Below are 17,872 nucleotides of genomic sequence, written 5' to 3'. Positions count from 1 at the left end.
CTTGGCAGGATCGGGGGATGGCCGCGCGCGTACCCTCGCTCACCGGCGTCCGGACCGTGGCCGCGCTGTCGGTGGTGGCGACCCACGCCGCGTTCTGGGTCGGTGACTACACCGACGACTACCCGGGCCGCCTGTTCGCCCGGTTCGAGGTGGGCGTCCCCGTCTTCTTCGTCCTCTCCGGGTACCTGCTGTTCGTGCCGTGGGTACGAGCCGCCGCCGACGGCACACCCGCCCCGGACACCGGCCGCTACCTGTGGCATCGCGCCCGGCGCGTCCTGCCCGCCTACTGGCTCACCGTGATCGCGGTGTACCTGCTCTACGGCTTCGCCCCGCCGGGGGGTGTGGACTCGGCCACCGGGACGGGCTGGTGGGGATTCGTGCGCAATCTGACGCTGACCCAGGTGTACGGCCCGGGCCACCTGCACGGCGGTCTCACCCAGATGTGGAGTCTGGCCGCCGAGGTGGTCTTCTACCTGGTGCTGCCCCCGATCGGCTGGGTGCTGGTCGTCGGGCTGGCCCGCCGGAGTTGGCGACCCGATCTGCTGATCGGCGGACTCTCGGCGCTGCTGCTGGTCAGTCCGGTGTGGATCGTCGTCGTGGCCGGCAGTGACGGGCTGTCGCCGACGTCGCGGCTGTGGGCGCCGTCGTTCTTCGGCTGGTTCGTCGGCGGGATGCTGCTGGCCGCCTGCGCGCCGCTGGTGCGCCGGTGGAACACCACCGGCTGGCTGCTCACCGCCCTGGCCGCCTTCGTGCTGTCGGGGACCGCGATCGCCGGCGAGCCCACCATCACCCCCACCACGGCATCGGCCACCCTGGTCAAACATGTTCTCTATCTGGTGATCGCGGTGGGGGTGGTGGGTCCGCTGACCGCCGACGACCAGTCGTCGTGGTGGGCGCGACTGTGCGCGAGTCGCCCGATGGTGTGGCTCGGTGAGATCTCCTACGAGGTGTTCCTGGTCCATGTGATCGTGCTGGAGTACGTGATGGCGCTGCTCGGCTATGCGGTGTTCACCGGGCATGTGGTGCCGGCGTTCGTGGTGACCGTGATCATCTCGGTGCCGGTGGCATGGGCGCTGCACCGGATCACCCGGCCGTTGTGGCGGGCGCGAACCCCCGGGCAGCACATTTCCCGCAGGTAGCATGGGTGGGGTCGGTTGCGGACGCAGGCGGCGGACCCATCCGGATGTCCCGCGCCGCGACGCACGACGCGGAAGTGAGGGGCGATGACGACCGACGACGGATCGGTTGGGGGTGACGCGGCACCTACCGGCGGGAGCCGCACGAGCGGGAGCCGCACGAGCGGGGGCCGTGCAGGCGCCGATCGGGGACGGTCCCGGAGTTTCCCGGCCCCGAGCAGCAACGACATCCGGTCCTGGTGCGACCACGCGGCGGTGCCGGGGGAGCGCCCCGAACTCTCCGACACCTCGGCCACGCTGATCGCCTCGGGCTACCTGACCGCCGCCGGGCGGGCGATCCTGGTCCGCCGTATCTCGACGGGTCTGCCCGTCCCCACCCTGATGACCGGCTTCGGTGACATGCGTCGCCTGCAGCGGTCGATCGCCCAGCTCGAGTCGCAGCTGGCCGGGCCGATGCTGCCCGGTGTGGTGGCCGCGGTGCTGCGCAACCGGCTCAACGGCCTGGTCCGACGCCGCGAGGAGGCCCGCAAGACCATCGTCACCGGTAAGGGGGTGTTCGCCGGCAGCACCCGTGCCATCCGCCGCGAGCGCCGCGAGAACGTCTACCTCGAGATCGACGAGCGGGAACGGCTCTTCGCGGGGTTGCTGTGCACACCCACCCCCAACGTCAACACCATGCGGTCGGTCCGGCGTGCCGGTTCGGTGGCCGTGGAGCGGATCGCCGGTGTGGTGGGTCAGGTCGCCGCGAAGTCGGGCAGCCGGCAGGTCGAGCAGTGGGCCGACCAGATCGCCGCGGCCACCCCGCGGGACATCCCGGCCCCGGCCGCCCCGGGCTCGGCCCATCTCGTCGACGGCTACGAGGCCCTGCTGTTCGTCGCCGGTCACTACTACGACCGGATTCTGATGAACCCGGCGTGGCGGTCGGATCACTTCGCGGTGCAGCGCACCCAGGTCAACCTGCATGCCGAACTCGCCGAGATCGCCACCGACGTGATCGCCTTGCGCGCGGTGCGGGTCGATCTCGACCGCGCCAAGGCGGGCGGCGGTTTCGACCGGGCGTTCGCCGAACAGATCGACCGGCGTGAGAGTGCGCTGCGACCGGTGTGGACCGAACTGATCGACCGGGTGCAGGCGCTGAGCGAGGTCGCGCACGTGGTGGAGTCCGCCGCAACCGAATTGCGCATCCTGGCCGAGTACGACAAGGCAGCCACCATCGACGACCGGATCGACGCGCTGATCGCACGGTCGGGTGATCGGGAGATCTCGGTGGACAACGCCAAACGGCTCACCGAGCAGGTACGCTCCGGCGAGGAACAGCTCCGGGTCTATCGAGATGTGTTGCAGGGCAACATTGCCCGGTTGTCGCCGTCGGTACCGCGGGAACTACCCGCCCGCTACGAGCCGTCCTGATCCCGGTTCGCCGGTGACGGTGTCAGCGCGACCAGGCGCGCAGGTGGTCCTTCTCGGCCGGTGAGAGCCGGCGCAGGGTGTGTGCCTCGACGTCGACGACGGCCATCTGGGTGCTCGCCACGCAGGCGGGCTTGCTCGCCCGGTCGGCGTCGACGGCCCGGATCTCGTAGCCGATGGTGAAGTCCACCGAACGAAATCGCTTGATCCACATACCGATCTGCAGTGGCGAGTCGTCGTGGCGGAGCTGGGCCTGGTAGCGGATCTCGACGTGGACGATCATCGCGCTGGTGATCAGCGGTGCATACTCGTCGCCGGCGGAGAGCAGCCACTGGATGCGGGCCTCCTCCATCAGGGTGATCATCCGCGCGTGGTTGATGTGACCGAATGCATCCATATCCGACCACCGCACGGGAACCCGTGCGGTGAAAGCGAACTCGTCTGCTCCCAGGCCGCTGCCGACTGCGGTGCCGGTCGAGTTGTCCGGGCGCTGTGACGGGGTCGCATCTGGGGTCGGTGTGGTCATCTCCGGTCGCGCTCCTGATGGGTGCCTGTGAAGTGGCGCTGCCGACTGTCTGTCCGGCGGCCTCGCCAGTAGTGTGGCAGTCGACGACTGTCGCATGGCGCCCGGGGCGCGCCGTGCGCGAAGGGGATGGGATGAAGTCAAAGCGCATGGCCGTGCTGCTCGCGGCATTGGTCGGTTTCTCGGCGCTGATCGGTACCGGCTCGCTCGACCCTGCTGTCGCCGGCGCCGCACCAGGCGTGCGCGTGGCCAAGCGGGTGGCCGTGAGTCCGTTGCGGACCGATATCTGGGTGTACTCGCCGGCGATGCGTCAGCGGGTCAAGGTGTCGGTGCTGACCCCGGTCGGTGCCACCGGCCCTCGCCCGACGGTCTACATGCTCGACGGCGCCGGTGCCGAGGGGCAGGTCAGCGACTGGATCACCAAGGGGCACGCGGGCCGGTTCTTCGCCGACAAGAACGTCAACGTCGTCCTGCCGGTCGGCGGGGCGAGCAGTTTCTACACCGACTGGCAGCGCACCGACCCCAAGGTCGGCAAGCCGATGTGGGAGACCTTCCTGACCTCCGAGCTCCCGCCGGTGATCGACAAGACCTTCAACGGCTCCGGTCGCAACGCCGTGATCGGGCTGTCGATGGGTGGGCAGTCGGCGTTCGCGCTCACCGTGCGCCATCCCGAGCTGTACCAGGGACTGGCATCGCTGAGCGGATGTCCGCCGGTCACCGGACCGGCCAACGAGGCCTACGTCCGCACCACCGTCGGCCGTTCCGGCGGTGACGCGACCAACATGTGGGGACCGTTCGGCTCTGTCGGATGGACCGCCCACGATCCTGGTTCGCACATGGACCGGTTGCGCGGTAAGGACATCTACCTCTCCGCCGGCTCCGGCGCGGTGGGTCCGCTGGATCTGCAGCGCAAGATCGACCCGGAGGAGGGGCCGCCGGTGGCGGTCACCGCGTCGTCGTCGGCGCTGGAGGCCGGTGCCTACCGCTGCTCGCTGGAGTTCGCGGTGCGGATGCGTGCGGCCAACGTGCCCTACACCGACGGTTTCCGTCTGATCGGTACCCACACCTGGGGGTACTGGGAGCAGGACCTACCCGCCGCCTGGCAGACGGTCTCGCGGCACCTGTACTACTGATTCGGCACTGCCGACGATCGGCGACGCCGGGGACCGAACGGTTCCCGGCGGGGTCCCGCCGGGTGCCGCGCGGGCGGGGGAGTGGGCGGGCTACGCCTGCTGTGCCCAGGTCTCGGCAAAGGTGAGGAACTGGTCGTTCTCGGCGGCCTCGGTCACCGTCACGCGCACACCGTCGCCGTCGAAGGGTCGCACCACCACGCCGGCCTCGACACCTGCCCGTGCGAAATCCATTGCACGTGAACCGAGGTCGAGCCAGACGAAGTTGGCCTGCGAATCGGGTACCCGGTAACCGGCGGCACGTAGCCGCGTGATCACCCGATCCCGTTCGGCCGCAACGGCGTCGGTGCGTGCGAGGAGTTCCTCGCGGGCGTGCAGGCAGGCGATCGCCGCGGCCTGCGCGACGCTGTTCACCGAGAACGGGACGTGCGCCTTGCCGAGTGCGGTGATCACCGTCGGGTCGGCGACGGCATAGCCGACGCGCAGCCCCGCCAGCCCATAGGCCTTCGAGAACGTGCGCAGCACAACCAGGTTCGGGAACTCGCGATGCAGTGCGAGGGAATCGTAGGCGTGCTCGGCGTCGGGGCGGGTGTACTCGAAGTACGCCTCGTCGAGGGCGACGACCACGTCGGCCGGCACCTGCTCGAGGAAGGCCCGCAGTTCCGCTGCGGTGGCCACCGTGCCGGTGGGGTTGTTCGGGTTGCACACGAAGATCAGGCGGGTGCGGTCGGTGATCGCCCGGGCCATCGCGGGCAGGTCGTGCACGTCGTCGGCGGTCAGCGGGACCCGTACCGCGGTGGCCCCGATCAGCTGGGTCGCCAGGGGGTAGGTCTCGAACGAGCGCCAGCCGAACAGCACCTCGTCGCCGGGTCGGCAGGTGGTCAGGATCAGGTTCTGGCAGAGGATCACCGATCCGCAGCCCACCTGGATCTCCTCGGGACTCACGTCGAGGTTCTTGGCCAGTTCCGTGGTCAGCTCCACCATCCCGTTGTCGGGGTAGCGGTTGACCGAGGACGCGGCGGCGGTGATCGCCTCCATCACGCTGGGCAGCGGCCCGAAGGTGACCTCGTTGCTCGCGAGCTTGACCGCGTCGGGGAAGGTCTTCCCCGGCACGTACACGGGCAGGTCGTCGAGGTCGGGGCGGATGCGCGGGGTCACCCGTCAACTGTAGGCCCGCGGGCGACCGCCGCCGATCGCGGCCGGGTGAACGCGACACCGCCGCTCGGTAAAGTCGTCCTGACCAGCCGATTTGCGTCTATTGGTGCGCGGTGTGTAAGTTTCTATCCGGCAGTTCGGCAACGAACTCCCCGCTAAGGAGGCGTGCCAGAGCGGCCGAATGGGACTCACTGCTAATGAGTTGTCTCGCTAAAACGGGACCGGAGGTTCAAATCCTCTCGCCTCCGCCAACCGCGGTCGGCCGACTGCGGTACAACTGAATAGCTACGCGCCCGTAGCTCAACGGATAGAGCATCTGACTACGGATCAGAAGGTTTGGGGTTCGAATCCCTACGGGCGCACTCGTTACCCCCGTCAGGCCCATCAGGGCCGGCGGGGGTTTTTCCTGTTTCCAGCCACGCCAGGTTGACGCCGGTGGCGAATGCCCAGGCGATGATCGTCGGCCGGCGGGGGCTGGTCTTGCCGGACTCGGCGCGCTGCACGGTGGCCATCGAGACGCCGAGGGCGTCCGACAGTTGGTCCTGGGTCAGCCCCGCGTACTCGCGGGCGACCATCAGTCGCTGTGCGTCGGTGAGTACCGGGATGACGCCCTGGTCGTGTGCGGTGGTCATTGCGTGTTCCCCCTGATGTCTCGGCCTGGATGTCGTGTGCCTAGAGACGACATTCTGACTGCTTTTCATCTGGTCGTCTGCTCCGCCGCAATTCCACACACTACTAGCGAATTGTCGTAACTGCAACGTCGAAGATGCCGATCGGCTGAGGGTGCGAATTTTGCCAAGATGACGTAAATACGGCAGTGTGTCGAACATGCCGCAAACAGCACCCCAGCCGACACAGCGTCTGACGACGCTGCAGGCAGCTAAGCGCCTCGGGGTCCGAACGGTCACCGTGCAGCGATACGTCCGCGACGGGAAACTCCCCGCCGAGAAGCTGCCGGGCCGAACGGGCGCGTACCTCATCGACGAAGCCGCAGTGGACGTCCTCGCAGCCGAACGGCGCGAGGCTCACGCACGGGCTCGCGCATGAACTCCCCGGAGTTCGGCTTCGGTGAGCGGGTCCTCGTGATGTCGGACCAGAAGCGTTACACCGGCGGCCAGATGGTTGGCCGCGTCGTGATGGTCATGGGCGGACCCGATCCGGAGGGCGATTACCTCGTCGCCGGCCCGGGGATCATCGGGGGCCGCTGGGTGTCCTCGGACGACCTGTGCCCGGATCTCGACCGTCTGCCCGTCCTCGGTTGCGACACAGAGACTCCCGACGGGGGGCGTGGGGAAGCGCCTCTCGTCGGGGCTGACCTCCGGGCTGACGAGGCGGGCGTGAGGGTGATGCGGGCCTGGCTGCTCGCACTCGTTCTCGTCACCCAGATCGCGCTGATCGCGGTCCTGATCACACTGCTGGCGGTGGCCGCGTGATGCCGGCGGACGACGGCCCGGACGTCGCGGCCGAGCCCCTCGTCGTCGAGGCGGTGTGCGACATCGACGTCGACGCGATCGTGGCCTGGCGCCGCGCGACTCGCGGCCCGTCCCTCTCCGAGGTCTTCGCCGCGTACAGCGCGGGGATACGTGCCGCCGCCGCGCGGATCCGATCGAACTGGGTGCCCCCGCACTCTTCCTGACCGTCAACTCTCACCCCGAGGTATCCCCATGTCGACTCCCGACACCACCAAAGGCACGTACGTGACTGCGTTGCCGGTCTCTCAGCTGTTCACCGATCCGGCCTACCAGCGTGAGCTGGACACCAACCGGGCCCGGTTCATGTCGCAGACATGGGACCCGCGGCTGGTCGGTGTGATCGATGTGGCCGATCGTGGCCCCGACACTCACCATCTGTCACCTCGGTACGCCGTCATCAACGGCCAGCACCGGTGGAAGGCTGCTGTCCTCCGGGATCCGCAGATGTCGCTGGCGTGCAACGTGCACACCGGACTCACGGTCGAGGAAGAGGCAAAGCTGTTCTGGGACAGCGACCGTCGCACGAAGTCGTTGTCGACGTGGGATCGGTGGAAGGCCCGCCGCCAGGCCGGGGACCAGGTTGTCGTCGAGGTTGAGCGGATCGCCGCCAGCCTGGGCCTCAGGGTGGAGCAGAGTGCCGGTGACAACCATCTGCAGTGCTGCGCGGCCCTCGAGTTCCTCTACGGCCGCCGCATCCCCGAGACCATCCACGACACGCTCGAGCTGATCGACGACGTGTGGCCAGGACAACCGCAGCGGTACAACGCCGCGGTCATCAAGGGCATCGGCCTGACCCTGTTCGACTACGCCGACGACCTCGACACCGGGCGTCTCGCCGACGCCATGTCTGACCTGACACCGCGTCAGCTCATTGCCCGCGCTCACGAGCTCAAGGCGTCCTATCCGACGACCGGGATTCCGATGCTCGTCACCGCCGCCGCGGTCGCCGCCTACAACCGTGCCGGCCGCACCAAACTCGCACCCCCACTCAACGCCGCCTGACCCCCTCTCCAGGAGCCCACCATGTTCTTGCCCTACGGATTCATCGAGACCTGCGCGATCGCCTTCATCGTCGTGCTCGGTATCGCGTCGCTCATCATCCAGCTCGACGCGATCATTCGCGGCCGCCGTCGCCGCCGTCGCCGCGCTGCACGCCCCACCGAGTCCGTCCATTCCATCGCGACCGATAGCGCGAGCCTGACACGGGACCTCGCAGCCGAGAATCGTCGTCGGACCCAGGCTCGGGTGCTCGGTGGTCGTCATGGATGAGTCCCGGAGCTTGCGCCTGGTACCGCCGACTACGGACCGACTCAGCGACGATTGGTCACGGGCCCGCCACCGCGCCGCCGTCCACGAGATCTCCGATACCAGCCTCGGTGACGAGTGGGCGCACGCGCTGCAGGTCCACGCCGCGATCGACCTACTCCGCCACCGGCGGATGCGTCTGATCCTCACCGTCACCGACACCGAGGGCCGCGAGCTCGTCGATACCGATCCGGCGTCGACATCATTGCAGCAGTTCCGGGTTCGCGCCGAGGCCCGCGAGATCGGCGGCCCCCTGTTCGCGCTCCCGCCGCGTGTCCGCCAGGGCAACCTGCGAGCGGTCGGCGTGTCCGAGCCCTGCGACCGGGCCGCGTTCCTCGACGTCCCGCAGGTGCGCCGCGAGGCTGAGCTGGCTGCGATCGCAACGCTCCTCGACATGATCGACCTCGAGGCACCGTGATGGGACGGGACCGCGCACCACTGCACTGCCGCGACTGCGAGCAGCCGATCCTGTGGTGGCGCAACGCAAACCAGACCGAGGAACGCTGGCTGTGCGTCGACTCGTCATCCGATGACCTCGGCACGATCCGCAAGCTCATCACCGGCGACGCCGAACACCCCGGTCGGCAGATCGTGTGGGGCAAACGCCTCACCGGCCGCGACCTCGCCGCTGCCGTCGCTGACCGCGAGCTGCTGTTCACCCTGCATTCCACTACCTGCTCCGCCCGGCGCCGCCCGAACCCGCGGCCCGCCGGTCACGAAATCCCCACCCAGACAAGGAGTCGACGATGAGACTGATCAACCCGATCAAGGTGGCGCCGTCCACCGACAGCACCTACCGAGTGCCCACCGAGTTCGAGCGCGCCATCCTCCACGGCCTGCAGCGCAAGCCCCGCGGAGCCGTCTACCAGGGGTACAGCAAGGACCGGGTCGTGGTCGAGACACTGCACTCCACGACCTGCTCCGACCAGCTGGGTCTGGCCCCGCGGTCCGTCGAGACCGTCATCCCGGACCCGCGTCGCGCCCAGGTCGACCGCCGCCGCGCGAAGAACCGCGTCGCCCGGAAGTCGCGTCGCATCAACCAGATCCGAGGTGTCCGATGACCGCGATCGAACAGGTGCTGCTGAAGCCGTCCCAGCTCGTCCCGCACAAGCACAACATCCGCGCGGCTGTCGGTGACGTCACCGATCTCGCCGACAGTGTCCGCGCGAAGGGTGTCCTGCAGCCTCTCGTGGTCGTGCCGAACGGCCAACCCGACCGGTACGTCATCATCGCCGGCCACCGCCGACACGCCGCCGCAACCCTCGCCGACGTCGACACCGTGCCATGCGTGATCCGTCACGACCTCACCGACGAGGCCGACCAGATCGCCGTGATGATGGTCGAGAACGGCCAGCGCAGCGACCTGACCGCGATCGAAGAGGCCGGCGGCGTGCAGCTGCTCCTCGACCTCGGCGACAATCCGCGGCGCATCGCCGACCGCACCGGCATGTCCCTGGCCAAGGTCCGCCAGCGCGCCAAGGTCGCCAAGCTCCCGGAGAAGGTGCGCGCCAAGATCACCGAGCACTCCATCACCCTCACCGACGCCGTGTTCATCGCCGAACACTCGACCGACGAAAACGACGCCGACGAACTCGAGCGCGCACTGGGCACCCGCAACTGGGGTGTCGCCAAGCAGGCCGTCACCGACCGCGAGGCAGAACGCGCCCGGCAGAAGAAGGTGCGCAAGCAGGTCGAGGCCGAGGGCATCGAGGTCGTCACCGACTGGGAGACACACCGGACGCGCCGCCGCGAGGCCACCGAGAAGTTCGGCCGGATACTCACATTCGAGGTGCCGTGGCATGAGCGCCGCGGCGACGACGTGACCCTGGCGAAGGACCCTGAGTCGGTCTCGCTCGTCCACATCGCGCAGCACCCGATCGCGATCGTCGGGGCCGGCAAGTCGTCCAAAGAGGTGCTGATCATTCACACCGCGGCCCCGCCCCGCCCGGGCACCGCCACCCCGGAGGCCATCGATACTCACGCCCCCGAGATCGCCGACGAGGACGAGGATCACGACGGCGAGGACGACGATGTCTTCACCACAGAGCAGGACTACCAGCGCGCCAGGCATGAGTGTGAGCTGGCAACGAAGGTGCGTCGCCAGTTCGTCGCCGACCAGATCAAGAACGGCACCCTCGAGTCGACACGCGAGTGGGGCCAGTTCCTCGCCCAGTACGCGCCTTACGACTCCGAGGGGCATCCCGACTACGTCGAGATCTCGTTCGCGGCTCTGGACAATCTGTTCGGTGGTGATCCTCGCCCGTGGATGGCGATCGCGACACCGGCGGCTCTCCTGCGTGCCCTCGTCTGGGTGACCGTCGCGTTGGAAACCGACGCGAACATAGCCCACCCCCACGGGGTCGGGTACCTGTCGACGCTGCAGCTCCGAGCCGCCATCGGCTGGCTGGACCTCCTCGAGCGCCTGGGGCACGTGCTGTCGGACACCGAGATCGCACAGCGCGCCAAGCTGATCGAGCTCGCCGACGACGACGCCAAGGCTGACGGTGGTGAGTCCGATGGCGAGGACTGATCGTGGATCCCGACGATTGGTGGCATTCGTTGCCGGTGAAGCGTCGCGCGCAGATCTATCGGTGGGTCAACGACGCGAAGACGAGTGGGCAGCATCCACGGACGCCGGGGCAACGCGAACTGTTCGAGGTGTCCGATGATGCCGCTGATGTCGTTCACGGTGGGCACCAATGACTTCCGGCGCGCACTGCGGGCCGTAGCGCCGAACGCGTGCCGCGATGAGGTTCTGCCGGCGATCTGTCGCGTCCGCTGCTACGTGGACAGCGAGAACGTGACTGTGTCGGCGACGGACCGGTTCACCGCCGCACTCGGTCTGGTGTCGGTGTGGGAGACCTCGCCGCTAACGCCGGTCGTCGATGGTGTGATCGATCTTGGCCTGCCTGACATCGCGAAGATCCTCGCGGTGTTCACCGCGGGCAAGGACAAGGCCGATGCGCCGGAGTGGCAGCTGCGGGTCGAGCTGCTGGAGAAGCGAACCATCGCCGAAGGTGATCGCCCGGAGACGTCCTCGTTGACGGTCCGGATCACTGATGTGTCGGGGATGATCAGTGGCGAGGTCCTCGACCTGCCGGCACTCACCCCGCACGAGAACTTCCCGGATCTGCCGCAGCTGTTCGCCACCCACCTCGAGAAGCCGTCAGGGCAGCTCGACCTGTTCGGTGTGTCGGGGGAGTTGTTGGCGCGGTTGAAGACCGCCGCCCGGGTGTACGGCGATGAGCCGCTGGTGTTGTCCACGCCGGGTGCTGAGCGGGCCCCGATCATTGCGCGCTGTGGTGACTCGTTCTTGGGCCTGGTGATGCCGGTCAACCTCGGTCCCGCTGAGGACTCGTACCAGGCCGATCAGGCGGCATGGCAGCGGCGGCTACCCGTCCCCTCGGTGACCAAGGTCGTCGAGCTGGACGAGATCGTCGGCAGGGGGGCTGAGAACGACGATGAGGTCCGTCGCGCGGCAGCGGAGATCGTGGTCGCCGTCCAGTTCGGGTCGGCGGCGATGCTCCAACGCCGACTCGGCATCGGCTACAAGAAGGCCGAACGCATCCTCAACCAGCTCGAACTGGCGGGTGTCGTCGGACCGAAGCAGGGCTCACGGGCTCGCAAGGTCCTGTTCTCAGCTACCGATGTCGAGGGGGCTCTGGCTCAACTCGACCAGCACACAGCAGGTGATAAATGACCAATCAGAATCAACCCACCTGGGCCCGTGTCCGCCACGGCGCCGGCGTGGCCCTCCCGACTAAGGGCACCGACCCCGACACCGGCCGCGAGGTCATGGGACTCATCCCGACCGCCGTACCGATCAGCCTCGAGTACGTCGGCCCGCGAACAGTCCACGGCCCCAACGGCGCCCACCGTGTCCAGGTGTGGATCGTGCCCGCCGAGGCCTGGTCCGAGGGCGACAGCGTTGAGATCGGCCCCGTCCCTGACGGTGTGATCGTCGAGTACGAGATCCCCCGGCCCCTGGTCCAGCACGGCGTCGACACCGAGGCGGTGGCGTCATGACGTCTCCCGATCACCGGCCCGCCGCAGCCGCTGACGACACGGGCAACGATCTGAACGATCTGCTCGTCGACGGCGACACCAACAAGCTGCTCGTCGTCGTTCTCGCCACCGCCGCTGAGATGGCCCTCGCGCAGGTGGCACGACTCGAGGTCGAGCTGCGCGAGACCGAGGCTGACCGCGAACGCCTGCGTGACCGTGAGCGTGCGACAGCTCGCCGGTACGAGACCCTCGAGGCCGACCATTCGTCGCTGCGCGCCGAGATCGACCGGCTCACGAGGGAACTGGATAGCGTGCTCTACCGCACCGAGGCTGCCGCACAGGCCTGGCGCAACGGGATCGGCGCCGAACTCGGCGTCCAGCCCGGGGGAGCGGACCTCACCCTCGGCGAGGCCGAGCATCGAATCCGTCGAATCAAGTGGGGCAAAGAAGAGCTGGCTGTCGAGCTCGCACAAGTCACTCAGCAACGCAACGAGGCATGGCTTGAGCTTGAGCAGTTACGGGCCCGCGCTGACGCAGTCTTCGGGGCCTGCGGGTACCCCGAGCCGGACACGGGCATCCCCTGCCAGCATCCCCGCGGGCATGGCGGGGACCGCCACCGTGCCCAGGACCGGATCAACCGAGCGATCATCGAGTGGGGCGTGTGATGAAGCAGTGCAACCAGACCGGATGCCCCCACGAGGAACATGCCCGCGGCATGTGCATCACCTGCTACGACCGGATTCGCCTGCGTCGCATCGGCAGTGGGACGTGGGAGCCTGACCGTGTGGATGCCCAACCAGTCCGCGAACACGTAGACCGGCTGCGTGAGGCGGGCCTGAGTATCGCGCGGATCGCCCACCTCGCCGGAATCTCTGGCAGCACCGTCTCGGCACTGCTGTACGGCCAGCCATGCAAGGGACGCGGCCCGTACCGTCAGGTCGCCAAAGCGACAGCGGAGCGGCTGACCTCGGTGGCTGTACCCGAACGGGTCGACCTCGCCACCACCCCCGACGACTGCCTGGTGCCGGCGTTCGGCACCATCCGCCGCCTCCAATCCCTCGCAGGCTACGGCTACACCGAGCGCAATCTCGCCGCCCGCCTCGGCTGGGCGTGGGACGGAGACGTGAGTGGACTGTTCACCGGCAAGACCCAACAGATCACCGCGCGGCGAGCCCGCCAGGTGGCCGCACTGTTCGGCCAGCTGCAGATGGTGCCCGGCACCAACGAGGCAGCACGTGCGCGCGGCGCGAAGAAGGGGTGGCCACTCCCGCTCGACTGGGACGAGGACCTCATCGACGACCCGGAGCAGACGACGACGAGGTCACGCCGCCGCGATTACGAGCGCAGCGACGGCACCCGACGGAACGAGGCCGAGAAGGTCGCAGCCCGCCGCGCAGAGGCCGCCAAACTCACCCGCGATGGCCTGTCCGCCGCCGACATCGCCCAGAGACTGCGCGTCACCCAGCGCACGGTAGACCGCTACCGCAAGACCATGCAGGAGATGCAGGAGGTCTGATGACCGACAGTGCTCGTGCCGTGCACCGCGTGAAGATCGCGACCGCGTCGTCGGCCGCAGCGTGCCGGTGCGGACATGCCGCCACCGACCACGAGGGCGACCTCCTCGGCCGGTTCCCCTGCGGTGCAGTCACCGACATCGCCCCAGACCAAGCGGGCATCACATCCGAGATTCGGTGCGAGTGCACCGCATACATAGCGCGAGGTGGAACCTGATGGCGCCGCACCGCACCAGTTCTTCCCGCTCGCCCCCAAGTCTGTCGGGGTGTCTGATGTGTGATCCGTTGTTGTGTCTCAAGGAGATTCCCGTTGCCGTTCTTCCAGGTCGATGACCAGCTGCCGCAGTCGATTAAGACGCGTCGCCTGGTTGAGCCCGCGTTGGACGGTGACCTCGAGGGCCTCGCCGCGATCGGGGCGTGGACTCTTGCCGGTGCTCAAGCCCAGGTCCTGGGTGGCGGCACAGATGGCATGGTGTCCCGCGCTGATCTCGTGCGTACGGTCCTCAACCCGCAGATCGCGGATCTCCTCGCTCGACACCTGGTCGCCGTCGGCCTGTGGCATGCCCCGGGTCATGACTGCGACCGCTGCCCGCCTGTCCCGCACGGACACTGGCTGTACCACGACTGGTTCGCAATGGGGTACACCCCGGCGAAACAGGCCACGGTGAACAAGGCCAAACGGCAGGAACTCAAGGATCCGAAGCTCGTCGCCCAGGTGTGGGCCCGCGACTGTATCGACCCGGACAATCCGACGATCGGCCGCTGCCGCTACTGCGGCGTCGAACTCAAACGCAAAGACACCCGATCCCAGAAGAAGCCACACCTCGACCACGTCGACCCGCGGAAGGCTGCGGGCATCTCCAACGTTGTCCTGGCATGTGGTCCGTGCAACCAGCAGAAGGGGAATCGGACGCCGCGAGAGGCCGGCATGACGCTGCTGCCACCGCCACGTCCGACGCCCCAACCGACATCTCAACCGTGTGACGGTGGACCGGCCCCGACGGGGGCGCCCGGATCCGCCGGCCGGAGGGGTAACGGTGAACCGGTCTCGACTCGTCAGGTTGACGTGTGGCCCGCCGCGGGTAGCTCCCGCGGCGAGATGCCCCCGACCGACGGCGCCGAGGCGTCCGGATTCGCCGGCCCCACAGAGGTGTCGGACTCTGCTGGTCGGCCCGAGAACGGTCGGGCGCAGGTAGGTGCAGGTGCGGATAGGCCCACGGTGCAGACGTTGCACCGTGCGCGGCCGGTCACACCTGTCACCACCGGCGCCCGACCGCCCTCGGACCACGCACCAGACCATGCCGAGACCACGCTGGTACCACCCCCGGACCAGCCTGGTCCAGCTGTCCCGCGCGGACGCGGGCCTGGCCAGGGTCAGGGGCAGGGTCAGGGTGAGGGTTCCTCTTTGGGGTTACCCCTGCCTGTTGCTCAACGTGAGACTCCTGCGGGTGGTCGGCGTCGTCGGCGTAGGAGGTCTCGTGGGGGGTCCTCCCGTAGGCCTGCAGGTGATCTCCCTCCCGAGGTCCTTGACGCTGGTCTCCCTCCGCCTGGGGTCCAGGCCCCGGCGGGCGGCCAGGGATCTCCGTGGCACGGGTGGCATGGTCCGCCGTCGCCAGTGACCGAAACCGATTGCCCCACACACCATCGACCCGAGCCGTGCCAGCAGTGCGGCCGAGAACAGGACCGAAAGTGAACCGCACACCTTCCGACCCGGACGACCTCCGGGTGTACGACGACCACGATCAGGACGATTGGGCAGGAGACGACCGTGGCTGACGGTTACACGCTCGCCGAGCTGTCGGCGCTGCGGGACCTCATGAGGAGTACGAGGCCTGTCGGATGGAGGACCCCCGGGCTCGAGGAGCCAGTGTCCAATCTGTCCAATCTCGAGTACCTGGTGCAACGGGGGCACGAGCGGGCGACCGCGGAGAAGGTCGCGCTCGGCTACGACTACTCGCGTCGTCCCGCCGCCACGCACGCCGTCGAATACCGCGAGGGCGTCCCAATCTTCACCATGACGCCTCGCCCCACAGACCGGGAGTGGTTGCTGTCGTGCGGATACCGCGAGGAGGCCGTCGACGCCTACCTCGAGGAGAGGGCGGCCGAGGCACGGCGTCGCGCTGAGGAGTTGGCGGCCCGTAAGGCGTATGAGCGCACATGCCGGTACCGGCTACGGCAGGCGTGGAAGGAGGCGCGATACCGCGTCGACACCGCATGGACGGTGCTCACGACCGGCCGGGTGGAGGACGACGAATGGTGACAACAGATGCGCCCGATGTGTGTCGGTCGTGCGGTGTCGAGATCGTTTGGGGCACAAACGTGTCCAGCCGGAAGGCGATGCCGATCGACGCTGAACCCTCCGGCCTCGGCAACGTGTCGCGGTACGACGCGGCCGACGGCCCTCGACTGGTGGTGCTGACCCACAACAAGGCAGCGGCCATGCGTGCCGCCGGCCAACCGCTCTACCTCTCACACTTCGCGACGTGCCCGCACGCCGCCGCATGGCGAAAGGACAAGTGACCCATGGCGACTCCGCCCTTCCGCCTCTGGCGTCTCTGGATCATCGGCGTAGCCGGCGGGGTGTTCCTCACCATGGCTGTCGGCGCCGAACCGCCCCTCTGGCTCCAGATCGTCGCGATGTCCGTCGTCGCGGCGGACATCGCCGCACTCCTCACTGGGCTGATCTTCCGGACCCGCACCCATGGTGAGGACGGGGTCCGATGACGATCACGGGAGACGTCGTGTTCCTCGACACCGAGACCACCGGCCTGGACTGCTATGACCGGGTGTGGGAGGTCGCAGCGATCCGCCGGGACATGGCGGGCCGAGAGAGCAAGCTGCACATCCAGGTCCAGCACGCGGGTAGCCCACCTCCGAAGTTCCGTGAGGACTACGACCGCAGGTTCGACCGGTCGGGCGCATTGCCGCATACGGCCGCGGCGTCGGCCCTCACCGAGTTCCTCTCCGGTCGCCCACACATCGTCGGGGTGAACCCAGCATTCGACGCCCAGATGCTCGAGCGTCTGTACGTGGACGCGTGGGTCTCGGAGGCGCCGCCGTGGCACTACCACCTGATCGATCTCCCGGCGGTCACGATCGGCGTGCTGCTGGCCCATGGGCATGAGGTCGAGCTGCCGTATCGCTCGGATGACCTGGCTGCGCGTGTGGGAGCCCCGACGCGTGAGGAGGACGGCACGCCGCGGTACGCGCGGCACACCGCGATGGGTGACGTGCTGTGGGCACGGGACTGGTTCGATGCGCTGTCCCTGACGGCGTGGGCGGCGTCGGAAGAATGAAACCGCAATCACGCCGTACCTCAGCGCGCTCGCTGCAGCGGGTGCTCTATGACCTCGCCCTGGACTGGCTCCACCTGAACGCCGCGATGCCGCAGCCGACAGGTGGTGGTGGAGGTGGGCGCACGTCGAACATGAAGGTGTACGGCCATCCTGCAGAGTGGGCCTCGGATCAGTGTGCCCGGATCGCCGATCTGTTGTGGGGCTGGCACGACCTCGTGGCCGAGGTGCGTGCCGAGCGTCGTCCGCTGCCGGTGGCGATCGCCGGCCGACGAGGGGAGCAGCGGGCGGTCGTCGCGGCGTGGAGGTATCTCGAGCCGCGTCTCGAGTGGATCCTCGAGCAGGGCCAGTGGTGCCCAGCTTCGGAGGTGCCGGTGCCGTGGCGGGAGTACTACGACTGGCTGGTGGCCGACGAGGCTCTCGATGAGCTGTGGTCACTGCACCGCGAGATCCGTGCTCGCACAGGCGGGAACAAGGCGAGGTACATGCTGCCGATCCCATGCCCGAACTCCGACTGCGGGCTGCGCACACTCGAGCGGTCGGCGGGTATGCGCGGCCAGGACTGGATCGTGTGCGGTGCGTGCGGGTACACGGCCAAGGACAGCCACTACGACTTCCTCGTGCGGGTGATGCTCGAGACGTTGCCCGATGCACAGGCGACACGCGAATGAGGGGCGAGGTGGCGATGTCGGTCGATACACGTATCATGGGTGCAGCGGTACCCGTATGCCCAGAACCCCCACGTCATTCGCGCGGGGGTTCTGTCGTTGGAGGAGAGGGATGACCCAGCTTTCGGTCCTCGCACCCGATGGTGTGCACAGCCTGATCACTGCGAGTGAGGCGGCTGGTCTGTGTCAGGTCACGACCGTAACGATCAGAGCCTGGGCCAACCGCGGCTATCGCGGGCTCGATGGACGCACACACAAGCTGGG

At 68.2% G+C, this 17,872-nt stretch carries 26 protein-coding genes and 2 tRNA genes; 24 read left to right on the top strand and 4 right to left on the bottom strand.

Annotation, left to right across the window (positions count from 1 at the left end):
- Positions 1-17: 17 nt before the first annotated feature.
- Together GD1_RS18100 and GD1_RS18095 are read left to right on the top strand one after the other, a co-directional pair.
- On the top strand, positions 18-1,139 hold the full coding sequence (locus GD1_RS18100; RefSeq protein WP_059039042.1) for an acyltransferase family protein: 1,122 nt from the start codon (positions 18-20) through the stop codon (positions 1,137-1,139).
- A gap of 252 nt (positions 1,140-1,391) precedes the next feature.
- On the top strand, positions 1,392-2,546 hold the full coding sequence (locus GD1_RS18095; RefSeq protein ID WP_373855342.1) for a hypothetical protein: 1,155 nt from the start codon (positions 1,392-1,394) through the stop codon (positions 2,544-2,546).
- A 22-nt stretch (positions 2,547-2,568) separates the two neighbouring features.
- Here GD1_RS18095 and GD1_RS18090 read toward each other — a convergent pair whose 3' ends face one another.
- Complete coding sequence (locus GD1_RS18090; protein ID WP_059039041.1) at positions 2,569-3,069, bottom strand: acyl-CoA thioesterase; 501 nt, start codon at positions 3,067-3,069, stop codon at positions 2,569-2,571.
- Between the two features lie 131 nt (positions 3,070-3,200).
- Here GD1_RS18090 and GD1_RS18085 point away from each other — a divergent pair, with 131 nt between their 5' ends.
- Positions 3,201-4,199 carry an alpha/beta hydrolase gene (locus tag GD1_RS18085; RefSeq protein ID WP_059039040.1) on the top strand — a complete coding sequence of 333 codons (999 nt, stop codon included), beginning with the start codon at positions 3,201-3,203 and terminating at the stop codon, positions 4,197-4,199.
- A 90-nt stretch (positions 4,200-4,289) separates the two neighbouring features.
- On the opposite strand, the gene hisC is transcribed toward GD1_RS18085, so the two are convergent.
- The gene (hisC, locus tag GD1_RS18080) at positions 4,290-5,354 is read right to left on the bottom strand and encodes a histidinol-phosphate transaminase (RefSeq protein ID WP_020789696.1); all 1,065 of its coding nucleotides are present in this window, start codon (positions 5,352-5,354) and stop codon (positions 4,290-4,292) included.
- Positions 5,355-5,510: 156 nt separating this feature from the next.
- Between hisC and GD1_RS18075 the strand changes: the two genes are divergently transcribed.
- Positions 5,511-5,602: transfer RNA gene (locus GD1_RS18075), tRNA-Ser, on the top strand.
- Between the two features lie 38 nt (positions 5,603-5,640).
- Positions 5,641-5,713: transfer RNA gene (locus GD1_RS18070), tRNA-Arg, on the top strand.
- Here GD1_RS18070 and GD1_RS24400 read toward each other — a convergent pair.
- Positions 5,672-5,926, bottom strand: coding sequence for a helix-turn-helix domain-containing protein (locus tag GD1_RS24400; protein ID WP_238403990.1), 255 nt, complete (start codon positions 5,924-5,926; stop codon positions 5,672-5,674). The two genes, GD1_RS18070 and GD1_RS24400, sit on opposite strands and share 42 nt — an antisense overlap.
- Before the next feature lie 253 nt (positions 5,927-6,179).
- On the opposite strand from GD1_RS24400, the gene GD1_RS24395 reads away from it, so the two are divergent.
- The 13 genes from GD1_RS24395 to GD1_RS18005 all read left to right on the top strand — a co-directional run bounded on the left by GD1_RS24395 (position 6,180) and on the right by GD1_RS18005 (position 13,649).
- Complete coding sequence (locus GD1_RS24395) at positions 6,180-6,398, top strand: helix-turn-helix domain-containing protein (protein WP_083534360.1); 219 nt, start codon at positions 6,180-6,182, stop codon at positions 6,396-6,398.
- Positions 6,395-6,784 carry a hypothetical protein gene (locus tag GD1_RS18060; protein ID WP_059039038.1) on the top strand — a complete coding sequence of 130 codons (390 nt, stop codon included), beginning with the start codon at positions 6,395-6,397 and terminating at the stop codon, positions 6,782-6,784. The genes GD1_RS24395 and GD1_RS18060 overlap by 4 nt, the downstream gene beginning before the upstream one ends.
- The gene (locus GD1_RS18055; protein WP_157079544.1) at positions 6,781-6,987 is read left to right on the top strand and encodes a hypothetical protein; all 207 of its coding nucleotides are present in this window, start codon (positions 6,781-6,783) and stop codon (positions 6,985-6,987) included. The genes GD1_RS18060 and GD1_RS18055 overlap by 4 nt, the downstream gene beginning before the upstream one ends.
- Positions 6,988-7,015: 28 nt before the next feature.
- Complete coding sequence (locus GD1_RS18050; RefSeq protein WP_059039036.1) at positions 7,016-7,825, top strand: DUF6551 family protein; 810 nt, start codon at positions 7,016-7,018, stop codon at positions 7,823-7,825.
- Between the two features lie 21 nt (positions 7,826-7,846).
- Entirely contained in the window at positions 7,847-8,092 is a 246-nt protein-coding gene (locus GD1_RS18045; protein WP_059039035.1) for a hypothetical protein, read from the top strand.
- Entirely contained in the window at positions 8,085-8,546 is a 462-nt protein-coding gene (locus GD1_RS18040) for a hypothetical protein (protein WP_059039034.1), read from the top strand. Before GD1_RS18045 ends, GD1_RS18040 begins: the two co-directional genes overlap by 8 nt.
- On the top strand, positions 8,546-8,878 hold the full coding sequence (locus GD1_RS25060; protein WP_059039033.1) for a hypothetical protein: 333 nt from the start codon (positions 8,546-8,548) through the stop codon (positions 8,876-8,878). The genes GD1_RS18040 and GD1_RS25060 overlap by 1 nt, the downstream gene beginning before the upstream one ends.
- Positions 8,875-9,189 carry a hypothetical protein gene (locus GD1_RS25055; RefSeq protein ID WP_059039032.1) on the top strand — a complete coding sequence of 105 codons (315 nt, stop codon included), beginning with the start codon at positions 8,875-8,877 and terminating at the stop codon, positions 9,187-9,189. Before GD1_RS25060 ends, GD1_RS25055 begins: the two co-directional genes overlap by 4 nt.
- Complete coding sequence (locus GD1_RS18025) at positions 9,186-10,658, top strand: ParB/RepB/Spo0J family partition protein (RefSeq protein WP_059039031.1); 1,473 nt, start codon at positions 9,186-9,188, stop codon at positions 10,656-10,658. The genes GD1_RS25055 and GD1_RS18025 overlap by 4 nt, the downstream gene beginning before the upstream one ends.
- Positions 10,659-10,805: 147 nt before the next feature.
- Positions 10,806-11,828 carry a DNA translocase FtsK gene (locus GD1_RS18020; RefSeq protein ID WP_162128857.1) on the top strand — a complete coding sequence of 341 codons (1,023 nt, stop codon included), beginning with the start codon at positions 10,806-10,808 and terminating at the stop codon, positions 11,826-11,828.
- A complete protein-coding gene (locus GD1_RS18015) occupies positions 11,825-12,154 on the top strand; it encodes a hypothetical protein (RefSeq protein WP_059038646.1) in 330 nt (109 codons plus the stop codon). The genes GD1_RS18020 and GD1_RS18015 overlap by 4 nt, the downstream gene beginning before the upstream one ends.
- Positions 12,151-12,798: a hypothetical protein gene (locus GD1_RS18010; protein ID WP_059038645.1), complete on the top strand. Its 648-nt coding sequence runs from the start codon at positions 12,151-12,153 to the stop codon at positions 12,796-12,798. The genes GD1_RS18015 and GD1_RS18010 overlap by 4 nt, the downstream gene beginning before the upstream one ends.
- 119 nt (positions 12,799-12,917) lie before the next feature.
- The gene (locus GD1_RS18005; RefSeq protein WP_169798200.1) at positions 12,918-13,649 is read left to right on the top strand and encodes a helix-turn-helix domain-containing protein; all 732 of its coding nucleotides are present in this window, start codon (positions 12,918-12,920) and stop codon (positions 13,647-13,649) included.
- A 293-nt stretch (positions 13,650-13,942) separates the two neighbouring features.
- On the opposite strand, the gene GD1_RS24805 is transcribed toward GD1_RS18005, so the two are convergent.
- Positions 13,943-14,209, bottom strand: a complete 267-nt coding sequence (locus GD1_RS24805) for a hypothetical protein (protein ID WP_157079543.1) — start codon at positions 14,207-14,209, stop codon at positions 13,943-13,945.
- Here GD1_RS24805 and GD1_RS24800 point away from each other — a divergent pair.
- The 6 genes from GD1_RS24800 (at position 14,117) to GD1_RS17965 (ending at position 17,611) form a co-directional block, all read left to right on the top strand.
- Positions 14,117-15,340 (top strand): HNH endonuclease, encoded by a 1,224-nt coding sequence (locus GD1_RS24800; RefSeq protein WP_307190355.1) that lies wholly within the window; start codon positions 14,117-14,119, stop codon positions 15,338-15,340. The two genes, GD1_RS24805 and GD1_RS24800, sit on opposite strands and share 93 nt — an antisense overlap.
- Positions 15,341-15,514: 174 nt before the next feature.
- On the top strand, positions 15,515-15,907 hold the full coding sequence (locus GD1_RS17985; RefSeq protein WP_157079541.1) for a hypothetical protein: 393 nt from the start codon (positions 15,515-15,517) through the stop codon (positions 15,905-15,907).
- A 77-nt stretch (positions 15,908-15,984) separates the two neighbouring features.
- A complete protein-coding gene (locus GD1_RS17980; protein ID WP_157079540.1) occupies positions 15,985-16,167 on the top strand; it encodes a hypothetical protein in 183 nt (60 codons plus the stop codon).
- 3 nt (positions 16,168-16,170) lie between these two features.
- Positions 16,171-16,371 carry a hypothetical protein gene (locus GD1_RS17975; protein ID WP_059038638.1) on the top strand — a complete coding sequence of 67 codons (201 nt, stop codon included), beginning with the start codon at positions 16,171-16,173 and terminating at the stop codon, positions 16,369-16,371.
- Positions 16,368-16,943, top strand: coding sequence for an exonuclease domain-containing protein (locus GD1_RS17970; protein WP_059038637.1), 576 nt, complete (start codon positions 16,368-16,370; stop codon positions 16,941-16,943). Before GD1_RS17975 ends, GD1_RS17970 begins: the two co-directional genes overlap by 4 nt.
- On the top strand, positions 16,940-17,611 hold the full coding sequence (locus tag GD1_RS17965; RefSeq protein WP_157079539.1) for a hypothetical protein: 672 nt from the start codon (positions 16,940-16,942) through the stop codon (positions 17,609-17,611). Before GD1_RS17970 ends, GD1_RS17965 begins: the two co-directional genes overlap by 4 nt.
- Positions 17,612-17,872 lie beyond the last annotated feature (261 nt).

This window comes from Gordonia desulfuricans NBRC 100010 (genome assembly GCF_001485495.1).
Taxonomy (GTDB): Bacteria; Actinomycetota; Actinomycetes; order Mycobacteriales; family Mycobacteriaceae; genus Gordonia; species Gordonia desulfuricans.
Note: the sequence above shows the minus strand (reverse complement) of the source record. Positions and strands in the feature narration are given on the sequence as shown.